Origin of the sequence: Corynebacterium poyangense, from assembly GCF_014522205.1 — a bacterium.
GTDB lineage: Bacteria > Actinomycetota > Actinomycetes > Mycobacteriales > Mycobacteriaceae > Corynebacterium > Corynebacterium poyangense.
Map to the genome: position 1 here is coordinate 288,110 of NZ_CP046884.1, position 16,603 is coordinate 304,712.

Consider the following 16,603-nt stretch of genomic DNA (forward strand, 5'->3'; position numbering starts at 1 on the left):
TAGAATTCCTTGGCGGCGTTTTTTACAGAAGGTGGGTTTAATGAAGAACTCTTTGAGTGATGACAAGGTGTTTAATGATGAAGAACTAAGGAAGATGGCAACATGGAAGCGTGGGGTTATCTTGATTGGTGAGCCCTGGGTGTGGAACCTTAAAGGGGTTCAACAAGGACCGATTGATCCTAAGATGATGGAGGTGCTTGATTACTGGGAGAAAGAATTCCCAGATATTGAGCGTATCTACCGAGTTGGGTATTCGCTGACGATTCAAAACTCAACTCCATATTTGAAGGAGGATCATTTTGGTCCTTATAATGAGGACGACTTTGTTGCTTTGTGTTTGTGGTTGATTAAACCTTTTAAAACCTATTCTTCTTTTGATGAAGTTTATGATTCGCTTGATACTACTGCTGCGGAAAAAAGTTATTTTGTAGCCGGAACCCGGGATTCCTTTAGACCGATAGAGGGGCATGACTATGGGCCCGAACTTCCGCATCTCTGGCGTACCCTTTGGAGTGATGGTATTAAGCGGGGTGTTATTCGTTGTGTGGATGGGGTGTATCTGCCTGATGATGGGTATGTGCGGAAATTGATTGAAACCCTGCGGGAGGTTGGTTTTCCGTGGGACGGGGTGGATTTGGATTGGTTGTTGGGTGAGGTTCGTCAGGGTCGTAGAGTTGAGGCGGTAGGGATTGATGCGTCAAAGATTGAGGCACCACGGAAGAGTAAGAAACAGTTGGTGAACGAGTGTATTGAGAAGAATGAGCAGTGGTGTGGGCATGAGTTGCCGAAGGGGTTAAAGAAGTTTTGGCGTTCGGGTAAGGAGTTGGGGGAGGATCGTGAGTGGGTTTCGGGTCCGTGGCATCCGTTGAATGGGATGTCTGTTGAGATTTTTGAGTGTGATCGTTTTATTGATAATGCGAAGGTAGCGAGTGAGTGGGTGGGGCGTCATGGTGTTGTGGTGTTTGCTGGTGGTGAGGAAGGGTTTCATGAGTGTTTAGGGATTAATGTTGAGCGTCCTGGGGTGCCGGTGGGTGCGGTGGTGTATTTGGATAATGAGGGTGATCATCCTGTTACCCAGGTAGCGAAGGATTTTGATGAGTTTATGAAGATGTTGTCTTCGTGTCCTTTGGAGGATATAGATCCTTATGATGAGGATGTGGAAGATCGTTTGATTTATGTGGATCCTGATGAGGCTGCGAGGGTGCCGGTAGCGTTGCCTATTCCTGGCAGACCAGACCCACGTGATGATCCTGAGTATTAAAAAAGAGAAAGAGAAGAGAGGATAGAACCCCTCTTCTCTTTCTCTTTTTTATGAGATCGCTAGCTCAAAGCCCTATTAACTGCAGACGTAACAGCTTTGAGAGAGGCGTAAGTAATAGAGCTAGCAATACCCACTCCCCAGACTTGCTTGCCATTGACTTCAGCTAAAACATAGGCGGCAGCCTCAGCGTCATCACCAGCGGAGCGTGCGTGCTGTGAGTAATCTATTACTTCAACATTAATTCCTTGGGTTTCTAGCGCATTAGCATAAGCCGCAACCGGGCCGTTCCCAGTACCTTTGATGGTGATTTCCTCACCATCAAGAATCATTTCAGCCCTCACCTCAGCGTCTTCATCTTCAGTGTGAGCGTTATCTACTCGGATAGAGCGCAGCTCCGCAGGAGAGTCTAGATCTAAGTACTCGGTGGCGAAAATATCCCACATATTCTTGGAATTTACTTCTCCGCCTTCGGCGTCAGTGACTTGCTGAATTACGGAGGAGAAAGACACTTGCATAGCGCGGGGAAGATTGAGGCCGTGATCTGTCTTCATGATATAAGCCACCCCGCCTTTACCGGATTGGCTATTAACGCGGATTACAGCTTCATAGTCACGCCCAACATCCTTGGGGTCAATAGGTAGATAGGGTACTTCCCACGTTGAGTCGCGTAATTCCTCCCACGAGACATCAGTGTTGGTTGCTCCGGGATGCACTTTTTGAGCCATCGCATCCAGCCCTTTGTTAACAGCGTCTTGGTGAGAACCAGAAAAAGCAGTAAATACTAGGTCTCCGCCGTAGGGGTGGCGTTCAGGGACGCGGAGCTGATTGCAGTATTCGACTGTGCGTCGAACCCGTTGAATGTCTGAGAAATCCAACTGTGGGTCTACACCCTGCGTCAGCATGTTTAAACCTAGGGTTACTAGGCACACATTTCCGGTGCGCTCACCGTTGCCAAAGAGACACCCCTCAATGCGATCTGCCCCCGCTAAATAACCCAACTCCGCTGCTGCAACACCAGTTCCGCGGTCATTGTGAGGATGCAGCGATAAAATAATGGATTCTCGGTTATTCAAGTGCCGGTGCATCCACTCGATGCTATCTGCATAAACATTCGGGGTAATCATTTCTACCGTGGAAGGAAGATTAATGATCATGGGATTATCCGGAGTAGGTTCCATGACTGCCGTCACAGCATCACAGACTTCCTTGGCGTACTCCAGCTCAGTACCGGTAAAAGACTCCGGCGAATACTCCCAGCGCCAATGAGTATCCGGATAATCCTGAGCAATGTCTTTAATGAGAGTGGCGGCATCCGTAGCTAACTTTTTAATAGCTTCTTTATCTTTACGGAACACTACGGCGCGCTGCAACACAGAAGTAGAGTTATAGAAGTGAACGATTACGTTCTTAGCTCCCTCACACGCCTCAAAAGTGCGCCGAATGAGATGCTCCCGAGCCTGAACCAGAACCTGAATAGTGACATCATCAGGAATCATGTCCTTCTCTATGATCTCCCGAACGAAGTCAAAATCTGTTTGTGAAGCAGAAGGAAAACCTACCTCAATTTCCTTGAACCCCATGGTGACTAGAAGCTCAAACATCCGACGTTTACGCTCGGGGCTCATCGGATCAATCAGTGCTTGGTTGCCATCCCGAAGATCAACCGCGCACCACTGAGGGGCAGTGGTGATTTTCCGGTCCGGCCAGGTCCGATCCGGCAGAGTAATGTCCTCAACTTCCTCAGAAAAAGGCAGGTACCGGCTCACTGGCATGTGAGAATTACGCTGCTTATTCCAGGAGGGTTGTCTCTCCGGGATGGGGCCATCCGGGGTGTGCATATCAGCAGGAGCGGAGATAAAAGAATCATTAGGAGCCATGATGTTAAGGATTTTCCTTCCGGGTTAGCTTAAGGCTAGTGGGGTACGGCCGGCGACACTCAACTCCGCGACGGGGTGCCGGCCGTGTAGTTAAGCCTGAAACCCGCCGCGGCTAAGAAGGAGAAGAAGCGCGCGATAAGTCACGGTGAATACTGTAACCTACGCCACCGGAGTTGTCGACACAGGGGTCAACTTAGGGATCAGTTTCCCAAGCCTTTTCGGGAGAGTGTCACAGTGGAGACGATGATGATAAGAAACGCAAAGCTGAGCCACCAATAGTCCTGGCCAGACACTTGGAAACTTTCCCCGAGGACGCTGAATCCGAGGACGAAAGCCACAATAGGTTCACCGATTTTCATAGCCGGCAGAGAATTCTTGAGCGCTCCAGCATCAAAAGCAATCTGTTGAATTGCCGTCCCAAGAAGAGCCGAGGCAATCAGAGCATAAAGCTCCCACTGAGTAAGCAGATAAATGAAACCGCCGCGCCCAATAGCATCAGCCACCGCTTTAGAAAACACGGCAACATAGCCAAAGATTGCGCCAGTCACTAGCCCAAGAAGAAGAGCTTTTTCGCGCCGAATAAGGCGTCCGGCAAGGCGGTAAATGGTGGCTATGGCGATAGCACCTACCAGCAACGCTGGAATCCAGTGATGGATGCCGATAGATTGACGACCCCCCACCGGACGGCCGAGTAACACCACCACTGCCACCGCAATACTTAGTACCCCGGACCAGAAGATTTCGTCGACTGGGATGCGTCGCCCATCATAGAGCGCGGAGATGGGGAGGGTGAACATTAAAGACATCACCAAGATGGGTTGAACTATAAGCAGTGGGCCGAAACCGAGGGCTAGAATTTGAAGTCCGTAGGCGATGAGAGAGGTGGATAGACCGGCCCACCAGAGGGGTTGCTGGACGGCGCTAAGAAGTGCTGAGTCTTCTGAAGGGCCGGCCTCAGCAATACGGTGGCGTACTGCGGTCCCCCAAGCGATAGTTAAAGCCGAGGCGAGGGCAAAAAATATCGCTAAAAAATTATTTGTCACAGGTTTAGTGTAGTGGAGGGCAGAGGTAGGGTTGGGGTGAGATGGGGGCGGAAGAAAGCATGGCGAAAATCTCACTATAAGGAACGCTATCCCATTATTAGAGACACGGTGGGGCGCGCTAAAATATGAGACTCGTAAGGACATACCCGAAAGGAAAGGCGGCCTCAGGTGGCTCTGGTCGTACAAAAATATGGTGGCTCCTCTTTGGAGAGTGCCGAACGGATCCGGAATGTAGCTGAACGGATTGTAGCCACCAAGAAGCAGGGGAATGATGTTGTGGTGGTGTGCTCCGCGATGGGAGATACCACCGATGACCTCTTAGATTTAGCGGCTCAAGTCAACCCTGTGCCCCCTGCTCGAGAACTTGATATGCTCTTGACCGCAGGAGAGCGGATCTCTAACGCACTGGTGGCCATGGCTATTGAATCACTGGGAGCGCAGGCACAATCATTTACCGGATCCCAGGCCGGGGTGCTCACCACTGAACGTCACGGCAATGCTCGCATTGTTGATGTCACCCCAGGAAGAGTGCAAGAGGCCCTAGATCAAGGAAAGATCTGCATCGTTGCCGGGTTCCAAGGAGTAAATAAGGAATCGCGCGATGTCACAACCTTAGGGCGGGGAGGATCAGATACCACCGCCGTCGCACTTGCCGCAGCGCTGAAAGCAGACGTCTGTGAGATTTATTCTGATGTTGATGGTGTGTACACCGCTGATCCGCGGATAGTGTCTAATGCCAAGAAGCTGGAAAAACTTAGTTTTGAGGAAATGCTGGAACTAGCTGCCGTCGGATCTAAAATTCTGGTACTTCGCAGCGTTGAGTACGCACGAGCCTTTGATGTGCCGCTGCGCGTCCGATCATCTTATAGTAACGACCCCGGAACACTCGTTGCCGGATCAATGGAGGATATTCCTGTGGAAGAAGCAGTACTGACCGGAGTGGCAACCGATAAATCCGAAGCCAAAATCACCGTTTTAGGGATTCCTGATACCCCAGGTGAGGCAGCTAAGGTATTCCGCGCCCTAGCCGACGCGGAGATCAATATTGACATGGTGCTGCAAAATGTCTCTTCGCTGGAAGATAATACGACAGACATCACGTTTACCTGCCCCCGTGCCGACGGGCCGCGGGCAATGGAATTACTCAAGAAACTTCAAGCCGAAGGTCATTGGTCCAACGTGCTTTATGATGACCAGGTAGGAAAGGTTTCCCTCGTGGGGGCAGGAATGAAATCCCACCCTGGGGTGACGGCAGATTTCACCGAAGCTCTGCGTGATGCCGGGGTCAACATTGAGTTGATATCTACCTCAGAAATCCGTATCTCGGTGCTTATTCGGGAAGATTCGCTAGATACTGCCGCCCGCGCACTTCATGAGAAATTCCAACTCGGTGGGGATGAGGAAGCCATTGTCTACGCTGGGACTGGCCGTTAGACTGAAGAAAATACGCCCCGACCCCGCCCCTATCAGCAGACCTCTGCACCCTTTGTGGAAGGATACCTGACATTATGACCACCCTCGCAGTCGTTGGAGCTACCGGCCAGGTAGGCCGAGTTATGCGTAACATCCTCGAGGAACGAGATTTTCCGTGCGACAAAATTCGGTTCTTCGCTTCTTCGCGGTCCGCAGGAAGCACCCTGAACTTCCGGGGTGAAGAAATTACCGTGGAAGACCTCGCTGAGGTCACCGAAGAAAACGTCTCTGATGTTGACATTGCTCTCTTCTCTGCTGGGGGTTCAACGTCGAAGCAATGGGCGCCGGTATTTGCCGCAGCCGGAGCCACAGTGGTAGACAACTCCTCTGCTTGGCGTAAAGATGATGACGTTCCGCTCATTGTGTCCGAGGTGAACCCGGAGCAGAGCAAGAACTTAGCTAAAGGGATTATTGCTAACCCGAACTGCACCACCATGGCTGCGATGCCGGTGCTGAAGGTGCTTCATGATGAAGCCGGCTTAGTAAGCCTGCACGTGTCCTCTTATCAGGCAGTTTCAGGATCTGGGATGGCGGGGGTGGAAGCCCTCGCTAAACAAATCCAGGCGGTAGGGGACCGAAATGTTGAGCTCACCACCGACACCTCTGCTCACCAGCCAGAAGAATACGGACCCTATGTGGCACCCATTGCCTATAATGCCTTGCCCATGGCCGGGAACTACGTTGATGATGGTAGTGGGGAAACGGATGAAGAACAGAAGTTGCGGAATGAATCCCGGAAGATCCTCGGTATCCCGGAGCTGAGAGTATCTGGAACGTGCGTGCGGATCCCGGTGTTTACCGGCCACACCTTGACTATTCATGCGGAGTTTGAACGGCCGATTAGCCCGGAGCGGGCACAGGAATTGTTGTCCGACGCACCAGGCGTGAAGGTGGTGGATGTTCCTACTTCGTTGGCGGCTACCGGGATTGATGAATCACTGGTGGGCCGGATCCGTCAAGATTCCACGGTGGCGGATAATAAAGGTCTAGTTTTGGTGGTGTCCGGGGATAACCTGCGCAAAGGGGCGGCGCTGAACACCGTCCAGATAGCGGAGCTGTTAGTGAATTAAAGATTCAACCTCAACATAGCCCACTCCTGCCGCTTAGGGGTGGGCTATGCCAGTTTCCTTGTCAATGTATTGAGGCTCGTAGTCAATGTTCTTATCCTCAATCAGCTCCGCTTCAATTTCCGCTGCCATGGAATCATGAAGCTGTTTGACGTCAATATTGGATTCATCCCCGATGCGGCGGATCTCGGCGGCGTTATGGCGTGAAAAGGAATGCCGAGGGTCAAGTTTGCGTCGGACCAAATCTCGGAGACGTTCGCGGCGAGCAGACTCTTCGGTTATGCGGGTGCGTCCGCGCAGCCACGCCCAGCTCATGACCCCCATGAGAAGAATGCCGAAGTAGCCGAGAGTGGGGAAGACATAGGCGACGAGGTCCTTGAAGCCGAAGAACGATAGGCAGAAACCGACGGCGACGGTGAGGACATAGGCGTGGTGGAATTTCTCTGGGAAACGAGTGGTGAGGCGTTTAGCCAGAGCGTAGAACATAGAGATGCAGGTATTAAAGATCATCAAGTAGATCACTACTGACATGGCTAGACCTAGCCACGGGTGGATCTCTGTGACGATGGTGAGCATGGGGACGTTGTCTTGCCCGACCTTGTCTACCTTGAGGAATAACGCGATACAGGTCAAGGTGAGGAGGAGAGCGAAAAGAAGACCGCCGAGCAGGCCGCCGAAACCGGCTGCGCGGGTATCAAGATTAGCGCCGCCAATGACGATGGCCATGGACACACCGACAATGAAGTTAAAGCCAACATAATTTAGCGCCGAAATGGTCCAATGGGGGAGGGTGGAGGAAACCGTTTCAACGGCAACGTGGTCATAATGCTCAATATCCCAGGGGGTAGTGAACATAGCGTAGACCGCCGCGATACAGATGAAAATAATGATAAATGGGCTGATGGCGGCGATGATGGTGGCTACTTTGTCAACATCGAGAAAACCGCAGACCAGGGTCATGGCCACCAATAAAATAGCGCCAACCCAGGTGGGGAGGCCGAATTGTTGGTTGAGGTTTGCTCCGGCGCCAGCGAACATGATGAAACCGAGGCAGAAAAGAGTCGCGAGAGTTGCCAGGTCAAGAACCCAACCTAGGGCCTTGGGGCGGCAGATTCTAGCAAAGACGGTAGTGTGATCTCGGGCTTGAAAATAAGACCCCAGTTGGAGGACTGCGGCTGCCGGGATGAGCATGAGAAGAGAAGACAGAATAGCTCCCGCGATTCCCCATTTCCCGAAGGAGATAAAGAACTGGAGCATTTCTTGGCCACTGGCAAAACCAGCTCCAACCACGACGCCAATAAATGCTAAGGCAATAGCGATTGTTCTTTTAAACATTGGTGATAACGCCCCTTTCAGAGGGATATTCAACCGAAAAACCATGAAAGGCGGAAATAAAAAGGAGATGAGGCGGGGACTTTTTCCTTGTCAGTGAACAAAGAAAATAGTCGCTGGCTTTGGAAATAACAGTGCGATAACAATTTTGTGATTTTAGTGGGGGAGGTCTTCTATCTGAGTAGCTTCCACGAGATCCTTGCGGGCGCGGGCAACCCGGGAACGAATTGTTCCTACCCGCACCCCGGCGATACGAGCGGCTTCTTCATAGGTGTATCCGAGCACTTGGGTCAGGATCAAAGCTTCTCGACGCTCAGCGGGTAGCTGATTGATCACGGTGCGGGCATCAATCCAAGCGGACCAGGTGGCGGAGTCCGTTCCTTCATCCGGCGTGGCGGAGGCGATATCTTCATAATCGGTGGCGGATTTACGCGGGCGGGCCATGTCATGGCGAATATTGTCTACCCACACCCGACGGGCAAGAGAGAGGAGCCAGGTGCGGGCGGAACTTCGGGCAGCGAACCGAGGGAGGGCGCTTAAGACCCGAAGATACGTCTCTTGGGTGAGGTCATCTGCACACTCTCGGCCGCCTAAGTGCGCGAGGAGGCGCCATACGTCATCTTGGGTAGCGCGGATGAACTGTGCTAGAGCTTCGCGGTCCCCGCGCCCGGCAGCTAAAGCAAGGCGCGTGACCTGCTCATCATCATCGCGCGCGGAGGAGTTCACAAGCTAAGACAATACCAGTCTCGTTGTTCGGGGTGAGCACACTGAACCAAGGATAACCTATTAAAAGGAGAAGATTAAAAAGTTTTACCTTGCGCCGCCGGGGTGGGCGGGGTAGGCTATCAATGGAACTCGAAAGATAAGCACAACCTGTAAAAGATTTGATAGAGAAAGAGGTTTCTCATGGCTGATCAGCCCAATCAGCAATCCTCTGCTGCAGATGAGATTCTGGAAAAAGGACTCTCTCCCAGTCAGAGCACTCCTACTCGTCGCTTGGCCGGAGCCCCGGTGGCGAGCGAGAACATTTCTATTACCGCTGGCCCGCAAGGCCCCAATGTGCTCAATGATATTCATCTCATTGAAAAATTGGCGCACTTTAACCGGGAGCGGGTTCCGGAGCGTAACCCTCACGCCAAGGGCCACGGCGCTTTTGGTGAGTTGCATATCACTCATGACGTGTCCCAGTACACCAAAGCCGCGCTCTTCCAGAAAGGGACCGTGACTCCGATGGTGGCTCGGTTCTCGACCGTCGCTGGTGAGCAAGGTTCTCCGGATACCTGGCGCGACGTCCACGGCTTTGCGTTGCGTTTCTATACCACCGAAGGAAACTACGACATTGTGGGGAATAACACCCCAACGTTCTTCCTTCGTGACGGGATTAAATTCCCGGACTTCATTCACTCACAGAAACGCACCCAGGGTTCGCACCTCCGTGATGCGGATATGCAGTGGGATTTCTGGACCCGCACGCCGGAATCTGCTCATCAGGTGACGTATTTGATGGGAGACCGAGGTACCCCGAAGACCAGCCGTCACCAAGATGGCTTTGGCTCCCACACCTTCCAGTGGATCAACGCCGAAGGAACCCCGGTGTGGGTGAAATACCACTTCAAGACCCGTCAGGGGTGGGAGTGCTTCACCGATGCTGAGGCCGAGGAGATGGTGGGTAAGAACACTGACTACCACCGCCAAGATCTCTATGAGGCTATTGAGCGAGGCGACTACCCCGTCTGGGATGTCAAGGTGCAGATAATGCCGGTGGAGGAGGCGGAAAGCTACCGTTTCAACCCCTTTGACCTCACGAAGACGTGGTCCCAGAAGGACTACCCGCTGCATGATGTCGGATACTTTGTGCTCAACCGCAACCCGCGGAACTTCTTTGCTCAAATTGAGCAACTGGCCCTCGACCCCAGCAACATTGTTCCCGGGGTGGGGCTATCACCGGACCGGATGCTTCAAGCCCGCGTCTTTGCCTACGCTGACGCCCACCGTTACCGCATTGGGCCTAACTACCACCAATTGCCGGTTAATCAGCCCCTGGTGGCTCGTAACACCTACAGCCATGAAGGTCCCATGAACTACCTCTTCCATGATGGGGACCAGCCGGTTTATAGCCCCAACCGGACCGAGCGAGTAGCCGGTTACCTTGATGATGGAGAAACCTCATCATCAGGGAAGACCTATGGGGTAGCTGAGGACCTCTATATTGCGGTGGATGCTCATGGCAATGACCTGACTCGTGCCGCTTATGTGCAGCACCCCGAGGATGATGACTTCATTCAACCGGGAATCCTCTACCGAGAAGTCATGGATGACGCTGCCAAAGAACGCCTGGCAGATAACATCACTGGTGCCATGCAGGGAGTCAGCGAACGAGTAGAACAGCAGTGCTACCACTACTGGGACCAGGTCGATGAAAACCTTGGCAAGCGAGTACGCGAGCTTTTTGCGGAGAAGAAACAGCAAAGCTAAGGTGACTCCGCCCGGCAACCCGGGCACCCTTTCCCCTATTCCCCCGAACCGAAGCCTGAAACCCTAGGCGTGGTGTTCGGGGGATTCGTCTTCTCCCTCTAATTCCTTTTCCTGGAGAGACATGGGGTCCGACCCCGGATCCACAATAGTGACACCATGAATAGAGCGGGCGATATAGAAACTTCCTACCGCGCAGATCACCCACACCCCCGCCACGGCAATGAGGGCACGAATCAGATGACTGGCATCAAAGCCGTGGAGATTAAAATCGCGGATCAATTTAGCGATCAACAAGGCAGGAATTGCCAGAGACGTCGTCGGACCTAAAACATTAACCCTGGTCAAGGCATCTGGAGCCCGCCACAATAAGGCGCAGGTAGTGACCACCAACAGAGTGGCGATAATCGCTAGCGCGGCAATAAGAACCTCATAACCAGCCAACTTTAACGCCTCCCCTGGGAAATAATACGGGCCATAGACAATGTAGGAAGCACCCCAGCGGAAACCGCGCCGAGCATGGCAATTTCATAGGACACAGAGGTGTCATTGTCTAAAGTCCACAGGAAATACAGACACAACATGCCGTAGAAGATCATGTCTGACAAGACAGCCCGAGACATCCAATCCTGGGTCCGCAGAACAAGAATTAAGGAAATCACTAAGGTCGTGGCAATAATGATCCCACAGCAGGTGAGGATAGTTTCTAATAAAGTCATTATTTCTCCTCAGCCTCGGTTGGTCTCGGTAACGTGGCATAGGGAGGATGGGCCCAGAAACGTTGGTCAAGGACCCGTTCACCCGGACCCTGGCCGGGGGCTCCATGGTCAATGGAACGGACATGAGGGGCCATCCGGGCTTCCATATCAGCCAATCCAGCCACCACGTCAGTGGGGTCTTCTCCCAGCACTGCGTGAACTAATAACTGGTGCGGCCCACCGGGGGATTCAGGCTCTCGCAAGCCGAGGGACAGCGTGGAGGGAGTCATGGTGATAGAAGAGGTAAACCAGAAAATCTCCCACGACGTAGTAACCCGGAGCGGATACACCACAATCACCGGTTGAATAGGGTTTCCTGGAGTTAAACCGCGCACAATAAGCTGGATGCCAGAAACCACGATTTCCTTGATTAGCCAGGGGATATAGAAAAGTACGTGCATGGTGTTACCGTCCTAGCTCACTGATATTGGGTACGCCGACGGGAGTATCACCCAGGACTGCATGTTGGTAATCTCCGACGTCGAGAAGCCCATCGGTTGCTGTCAACGTGTAGTTGATGAGTGGGCCGGCTAAGAAGAACATTGCTAGAGAGATGAGGATTAAGACCCCGCTAGGGGCGATGAGCGCGCCGGGGATGGATAAGGACTCCGGGTAGCGATCTGCACCTATGGCTTTGCCCCAGAAGACTTTTCGCCACACCCGGAGCATACTGAGCAGAGCGCCGAAGGAAGCAACGATGATCACTGAGATCACTAGCCATGCGGCGGAGCTTTCTTGGCGGACGACGCTGATGACGATATAGACCTTGCCCCACAGCCCGGAGAACGGTGGGAAGCCCACCACCGAAAATGCGCCGGCGGCAAAAATGGTGGCGAGGAGTTTGTCTCTGCGGGCCAAGCCGGAGAGCTTCTTGAGAAGACCAGTGCCGTAGGTTTCTTCGATGGCGCCGGAGGCGAGAACCAAGGACCCCACGGTCACCATGTGGTGAATGGTGTAAAGCAAACCGGCTGCCAGAGCTCGTTGGGGATGATCTGTACAGAAAGCGAGCACCACCAGGATCATGGGCATACCATTGACCATTTGATAAGCCAGGACCCGGCGAATGGAGTTTTCCGCTAACCCGGCGAAACCGCCAATGAGCATGGAGATCACCATGATGGTGATGATGAGCCAGTTCCAGCGTGGATCGAGCCCAAAAATCACCACGTAGATGCGGAACAACATGTAGACACCGACTTTGGTGTGGAGGCCAGAGAATAACCCCATCACCGCAGCAGAGGTACCGGGGTAGGTGCGAGGAAGCCAAGTGTGGAGCGGAAACACGCCAGCTTTGGCGGCGATGGCGGTAACAACCACGCCGAGGGCTAGGACTGCGGGGCCGTGGCCGGCGCCCACCCCGGCGAGCGCCGGGATGTTGACGGTGCCGACCACGCCGTAGAGCAAGCCCACACCAACCACGAGCACCGTGGAGGCGGAGAGATTGACGAGAACGAAGGTGCGGCCACCGGCTAGCCGGGACCAGGTTCCGGACATGGCGATTAACCCGTAGGAGGGAAGCAGCATAACCTCGATGAAGACGAAGAAGTTGAAAAGATCAGCGGTGAGGAGAGCACCGTTGACGCCGGTGACCAGCATGAGGGTGAGGGAAGCATAATAGCGAGAGGATGTTTCACCGGCTATGGTGGCAAACCAGTTAGCGCACACCGCTATGAGCCCGGTGCTGATGATCATGATGGCGGAAAACGTATCCGCTGCGAAGGGAATAGCTACTCCGCCTTCATATAGCCCAACATTATGGGCGATAGCGCCGTGGGTGGCGGTATAGGAAAAGAGGAAACCTCCAGCCACCATGCTGATGAGCGGGATGATGATGTGGATGCCGTCGCGGAGGAACCGCCACGGAAGAAGAAGTGCGATGGCACTGGAGATTAGGGGAATGGCAACAAAAAGCGGCAGGAATACACCCATTAGGAGCGCACCTCCCGGTGAGTACTAGCAGTCTGGTGCGCCAAACTGGCCTTTCTTTCTATCCGACGCCCAGCCGTGTCAATGGTAGAGGGGCCGTCCTCGGCTAAGCGTTCGGGAACTTGAGTGTCATCATTGGTGCCCAACGCAGACATAGTGAGCAAGATGGTGGTTACAGCCATGGAAATGACGATGGCCGTGAGAACAAACGCCTGGGGGAGAGGATCAGCTATTTCTGCTGCCGGGGTGCGGTCCATAAAAGGCTCCCCGCGCCAGGCCCCGACCCCCGTGGCAAGCAAGAGCAAATTTGCGGCATGGCTAATAAGGCCAATCCCAAGAATGAGACGAACCATGCCTCGGGTCAAAATCAAGTACACCCCGCCGGCGACGAGGATACTAATGCTTAACGCAATAATCACCGCGCTGCCTCCTGTTCTTCCGTCACCTCGTGAGCAGGATTAATTGCTTCTGGGAAGTCCGGATCCGCATCTGGATTCTGGGGAAGATCCGGGGTCGCTGGCAGCGGGCCGTAGGTGCGTCGATAATCCAATGCTGCTACGCCGTCAGCACCAGGACGGGTATAGCCGCCTAAACCATTAACAGCCATGGTGAGCATTCCCAGAACCGCTAGGTAAATGCCGCCGTCGAAAATTAACGACGTGGTGAGATGTTGGCCTAAGAAATGGCCGTGGATAGCAAAGAGAAAACCACCGCGCAGGAAGCCAATAAAGCCCGCTGATACCGCAGTGATAATTCCGATGCCGGTTAACCAGACTGGGGTGGTGCGTCGGAAAATCCCTGAATCTTTACCACCGGTGAGGTATGACAACATAATCGCCGCTCCGGCAACTAAGGCTGCGGTGAAACCCCCGCCGGGATCACTGTGACCGCGCCAGAAAATCAACACACTAGATACCAGGAGCACCGGGGTAACCAGGGTGAAAGCCTTTTGGAGTGGAATAGCGTTGAGTCGGGATTGACCGAAGGGGCGGGGGCGAGTGCCGCGGACAAATTGGCCTCGTGGAATGGACTGAATGATGGCGCCAATCACCACCGCCGCCATGCCTAATACCGATAGCTCGCCTAAGGTATCGAGAGCACGGAACTCAACCAGGATGACCGCGATGACGTTTTCACCGCCAGCGATGTCTTTAGTGTTGTGGACAAACCACATGCCCAGCTCAGAACGACCGTGGCGGGCTAGGAGCCCCCAAACCGCAGCGAAGGTGGCCACGCCTGCTAAGAGAGCGACGACGATAGCACCGCGCTTTTGCGAGGCGGTGACCTTTTGGAAAGTAGCGGGTTGATGCCGGATGACCAGCATCATGATGATGACAACTAACGCCTCAACGAGAAATTGCACCAAGGCGACATCGGGTGCGCCTAAGACCAACATTTGTAAGGTGACACCCACTCCGGCGGTGCCGAGGAAAACCACCCCAGAAAGCCGATTGCGAGTACGAACCAGCCCTACCACCGAGAGCGCGATGATAGCGAAGGCAGCTAAATCAATGGGTTGATCTAAGCCGCTTACCTTAGGTGCCGCGGGAACCCCATCGAGACCAGGAATAATGATGGCAACACCTGCCAAGGTGATAAGGCTAAGCCAAAGCCACAGCAAATGACGAGAGGGATTGAGTGAATCAGCCATCCAGCCTAAGGCGCGGCCCAGTTTGCTCAATGACTTTTGGAATTGAGCTAGGGCCTGGTTGCCGGAGCCGGGGAAGAGCTCTCGATCATCGAGGGCCTGCCAAATTCCTTGACGATGCAGCACCCCGAAAATACCGACGGCAAGAACCACGAGGGAAACGAACAGCGGCAGATTAATACCGTGCCAGAGTCCGAAGTGGAGATGCTCGGACATTCCGATGGCACCCACAATTGCTTCGATAGGGCGGTCTAAATAGGCGACGAGGAAAGCAACCGGGAGAGAGAGCACGCCAGGAAGTGCTGCCGGAAGCCAGAGCGAAACGGGAGCTTCGTGAACCTCGGACATATCCCGGGGGCCATCGAAAAATGCGCCGAAAACCAGGCGGGCAGAATAGGTGAAGGTGAGGATTGCGCCGACTGCTGCGGCGATGAGAAGCATGATGACCGCGGTGTTACCTAGCGGAGCCTGTAAGAAGGCAGTAAGCATCCCCTCTTTAGAGATAAAACCCAGAAGCGGAGGAACCGCTGCCATTGACGCTGCGCCAATACAGACCGAGACGAAGGTGAAAGGCATACGGCGAAACAGCGGCCCGAGGCGTCGGACATCCCGGGAGCCGGCTTCGTGGTCTATAACGCCAATCAACATGAATAAAGACGACTTGAAAAGCGCATGGGCTAGGGTGTGTAAAGCTGCGGCTGCCAGGGCGAAAGGAGTACCCACGCCGATGGTGGCGACAATCCACCCCAGATGGGAAACCGTAGAATACGCGGTGAGTTTCTTCAGGTCCGTTTTTTGAATAGCGAAATACGCACTCAAAAGAGCAGTGGACATACCCACCACAATGAGCAACCAATTCCACGCGGGAACATCGTGGAATACCGAGCTAAAACGCATAAGAAGGTAGATTCCGGCTTTCACCACAGCGGCGGCGTGAAGGAACGCAGACACCGGGGTGGCGGCAGCCATGGCCTCTGGCAACCAGAAATGGAACGGGAACTGGGCGGACTTAGTGAAAGCCGAGACAGCTAAGAGCACAGCGATAAACGCAGTCAACCCTGGTTTTTGGGCCCAGAAATCAGCGTTCAGGATGGTTTGGAGATTAGTGCTTCCGGCTTGGACAGCCATGATGCTTAAAGCCGCTAAAAGAGTTAACCCGCCAAAGAAGGTGAGAACCAAGGTGCGTTGAGAGCCAGCCTCGCCACCTGAACCGGAACGGGCAATGAGCAGGAAAGAAGCGATGGACACCAATTCCCAGGCGATGAAGAGCACAATAACGTCATTGGCGAGAACAAGCAGCAAAATCGACAGCGTGAACGCCGTCATGATCAAGTAAAAGCTGGTGTTTCCCTGTTTAGGTGGAAGATAGGCGGCGGAGTAAATGAAAACTACCGCGCCAATACCTAAGGCAAGCAAAACGAAGAAGAGACTGAGGGCATCGCCGCGGAGCGCGAAGGAGACATCGATACCTGGGCCGAGGATGTCTTTGACCCACACCTGCTCGAAAGAGAGCGGGACGTGGGGAAAGTCCCGAACCACAAGCACCGCCCCGGCGACGAATAAGCCTGCCAGGGGCCATCCGGCGTGCCGGTCCCAAAGACGAACAGCCGGAGTAGCTAGCACCACCGCCGCCGCGGCGAGGGCGATCACAATCAGTAGAGTCACGGGCGAATCACTCTCGACGGATGGGGTAGAAATTGCTCTAAATGACGTGAACGATGTTACCAGTGGGATATATTTATTCGG

General features: G+C 53.7%; 14 protein-coding genes. 4 read left to right on the forward strand and 10 right to left on the reverse strand.

The features are described 5' to 3' along the window. Window positions 1-40 precede the first annotated feature (40 nt). Window positions 41-1,261 carry an SMI1/KNR4 family protein gene (locus tag GP475_RS01355; RefSeq protein WP_187974880.1) on the forward strand — a complete coding sequence of 407 codons (1,221 nt, stop codon included), beginning with the start codon at window positions 41-43 and terminating at the stop codon, window positions 1,259-1,261. A gap of 59 nt (window positions 1,262-1,320) precedes the next feature. Here the strand turns inward: GP475_RS01355 and leuA are convergent, their stop codons facing one another. Next, window positions 1,321-3,138 carry a 2-isopropylmalate synthase gene (gene leuA / locus GP475_RS01360; protein ID WP_187974881.1) on the reverse strand — a complete coding sequence of 606 codons (1,818 nt, stop codon included), beginning with the start codon at window positions 3,136-3,138 and terminating at the stop codon, window positions 1,321-1,323. A 200-nt stretch (window positions 3,139-3,338) separates the two neighbouring features. Continuing rightward, window positions 3,339-4,181, reverse strand: coding sequence for a DMT family transporter (locus tag GP475_RS01365; RefSeq protein WP_187974882.1), 843 nt, complete (start codon window positions 4,179-4,181; stop codon window positions 3,339-3,341). A 168-nt stretch (window positions 4,182-4,349) separates the two neighbouring features. On the opposite strand from GP475_RS01365, the gene GP475_RS01370 reads away from it, so the two are divergent. Beyond that, window positions 4,350-5,615 (forward strand): aspartate kinase, encoded by a 1,266-nt coding sequence (locus GP475_RS01370; RefSeq protein WP_187974883.1) that lies wholly within the window; start codon window positions 4,350-4,352, stop codon window positions 5,613-5,615. 74 nt (window positions 5,616-5,689) lie between these two features. Beyond that, window positions 5,690-6,724, forward strand: a complete 1,035-nt coding sequence (locus GP475_RS01375) for an aspartate-semialdehyde dehydrogenase (RefSeq protein WP_187974884.1) — start codon at window positions 5,690-5,692, stop codon at window positions 6,722-6,724. 33 nt (window positions 6,725-6,757) lie between these two features. On the opposite strand, the gene GP475_RS01380 is transcribed toward GP475_RS01375, so the two are convergent. Together GP475_RS01380 and GP475_RS01385 are read right to left on the reverse strand one after the other, a co-directional pair. Beyond that, a complete protein-coding gene (locus GP475_RS01380) occupies window positions 6,758-8,056 on the reverse strand; it encodes a YkvI family membrane protein (protein ID WP_187974885.1) in 1,299 nt (432 codons plus the stop codon). Between the two features lie 153 nt (window positions 8,057-8,209). Further along, on the reverse strand, window positions 8,210-8,779 hold the full coding sequence (locus tag GP475_RS01385; RefSeq protein WP_187974886.1) for an RNA polymerase sigma factor: 570 nt from the start codon (window positions 8,777-8,779) through the stop codon (window positions 8,210-8,212). A 180-nt stretch (window positions 8,780-8,959) separates the two neighbouring features. Here GP475_RS01385 and GP475_RS01390 point away from each other — a divergent pair, with 180 nt between their 5' ends. Further along, window positions 8,960-10,528, forward strand: a complete 1,569-nt coding sequence (locus tag GP475_RS01390) for a catalase (RefSeq protein WP_187974887.1) — start codon at window positions 8,960-8,962, stop codon at window positions 10,526-10,528. Window positions 10,529-10,591: 63 nt separating this feature from the next. Here GP475_RS01390 and GP475_RS01395 read toward each other — a convergent pair whose 3' ends face one another. From GP475_RS01395 to GP475_RS01420, 6 genes are read right to left on the reverse strand one after another with little or no spacing between them, the layout of a single operon-like run. After that, window positions 10,592-10,969, reverse strand: coding sequence for a Na+/H+ antiporter subunit G (locus tag GP475_RS01395; RefSeq protein WP_187974888.1), 378 nt, complete (start codon window positions 10,967-10,969; stop codon window positions 10,592-10,594). Window positions 10,970-10,971: 2 nt separating this feature from the next. After that, window positions 10,972-11,244 (reverse strand): cation:proton antiporter, encoded by a 273-nt coding sequence (locus GP475_RS01400; protein ID WP_187974889.1) that lies wholly within the window; start codon window positions 11,242-11,244, stop codon window positions 10,972-10,974. Next, on the reverse strand, window positions 11,244-11,684 hold the full coding sequence (locus tag GP475_RS01405) for a monovalent cation/H+ antiporter subunit E (protein WP_187974890.1): 441 nt from the start codon (window positions 11,682-11,684) through the stop codon (window positions 11,244-11,246). The genes GP475_RS01400 and GP475_RS01405 overlap by 1 nt, the downstream gene beginning before the upstream one ends. Before the next feature lie 4 nt (window positions 11,685-11,688). After that, the gene (locus GP475_RS01410; RefSeq protein ID WP_187974891.1) at window positions 11,689-13,212 is read right to left on the reverse strand and encodes a monovalent cation/H+ antiporter subunit D family protein; all 1,524 of its coding nucleotides are present in this window, start codon (window positions 13,210-13,212) and stop codon (window positions 11,689-11,691) included. Further along, window positions 13,212-13,628, reverse strand: coding sequence for a cation:proton antiporter subunit C (locus tag GP475_RS01415; RefSeq protein ID WP_187974892.1), 417 nt, complete (start codon window positions 13,626-13,628; stop codon window positions 13,212-13,214). Before GP475_RS01415 ends, GP475_RS01410 begins: the two co-directional genes overlap by 1 nt. After that, window positions 13,625-16,522 (reverse strand): DUF4040 family protein, encoded by a 2,898-nt coding sequence (locus GP475_RS01420; RefSeq protein ID WP_187974893.1) that lies wholly within the window; start codon window positions 16,520-16,522, stop codon window positions 13,625-13,627. Before GP475_RS01420 ends, GP475_RS01415 begins: the two co-directional genes overlap by 4 nt. Window positions 16,523-16,603 lie beyond the last annotated feature (81 nt).

What these genes read in the sequence shown, in the direction of transcription:
- GP475_RS01355 (WP_187974880.1), top strand. Translation starts at nt 41, where the DNA reads ATGAAGAACTCTTTGAGTGATGACAAGGTGTTTAATGATGAAGAACTA.
- leuA (WP_187974881.1), bottom strand. Translation starts at nt 3,138, where the DNA reads ATGGCTCCTAATGATTCTTTTATCTCCGCTCCTGCTGATATGCACACC.
- GP475_RS01375 (WP_187974884.1), top strand. Translation starts at nt 5,690, where the DNA reads ATGACCACCCTCGCAGTCGTTGGAGCTACCGGCCAGGTAGGCCGAGTT.
- GP475_RS01380 (WP_187974885.1), bottom strand. Translation starts at nt 8,056, where the DNA reads ATGTTTAAAAGAACAATCGCTATTGCCTTAGCATTTATTGGCGTCGTG.
- GP475_RS01390 (WP_187974887.1), top strand. Translation starts at nt 8,960, where the DNA reads ATGGCTGATCAGCCCAATCAGCAATCCTCTGCTGCAGATGAGATTCTG.
- GP475_RS01400 (WP_187974889.1), bottom strand. Translation starts at nt 11,244, where the DNA reads ATGACTTTATTAGAAACTATCCTCACCTGCTGTGGGATCATTATTGCC.
- GP475_RS01405 (WP_187974890.1), bottom strand. Translation starts at nt 11,684, where the DNA reads ATGCACGTACTTTTCTATATCCCCTGGCTAATCAAGGAAATCGTGGTT.
- GP475_RS01410 (WP_187974891.1), bottom strand. Translation starts at nt 13,212, where the DNA reads ATGGGTGTATTCCTGCCGCTTTTTGTTGCCATTCCCCTAATCTCCAGT.